Origin of the sequence: Halalkalibacter flavus (assembly GCF_036663575.1) — a bacterium.
Taxonomy (GTDB): domain Bacteria; phylum Bacillota; class Bacilli; order Bacillales; family Bacillaceae_D; genus Halalkalibacter; species Halalkalibacter flavus.
Genome location: NZ_JAWRVK010000123.1, coordinates 1 through 533 on the forward strand (window position 1 = coordinate 1; position 533 = coordinate 533).

Annotated in this window: 2 tRNA genes; both read right to left on the bottom strand. The window is 42.6% G+C overall.

The annotated features are described in order from the left end of the window. Window positions 1–365 precede the first annotated feature (365 nt). Window positions 366–450 (bottom strand) — tRNA-Leu (locus SAY88_RS24695). A 7-nt stretch (window positions 451–457) separates the two neighbouring features. After that, window positions 458–533, bottom strand: a tRNA-Thr gene (locus SAY88_RS24700).

The window sequence follows — 533 nt, forward strand, 5'->3', positions numbered from 1 at the left end:
GTATTAGGCACGCCGCCAGCGTTCGTCCTGAGCCAGGATCAAACTCTCCATAAAAATGGTAAGCTGATTAGCTCAAATAATAATTCAAGGATGACACTTGCCCTATCGGGTAAATGTCTTTGACGGGATTTCCTTAAAAATCCCTGAGATATCAAGTATCTCTTTTTCGCTTGGCTTTTGTTCAGTTTTCAAAGAACTATATTTGCATCACTTCATCAGCGACATAAATCACTATATCACAACAATAAGTTCTGCGCAATATGTTTTCAATAAAATCCACTGCTACTTAGCAGCGACAAATATCAATATATCACGTTCACTCATTACAAACAACCCTTTTTAAAGGGAAATCATATGGTAATTAATGGTGCGGGTGAAGGGAGTCGAACCCCCACGTCGTAAGACACTAGATCCTAAGTCTAGCGCGTCTGCCAATTCCGCCACACCCGCATAAAAATGGTGCCGGCCAGAGGACTTGAACCCCCAACCTACTGATTACAAGTCAGTTGCTCTACCAATTGAGCTAGGCCGGC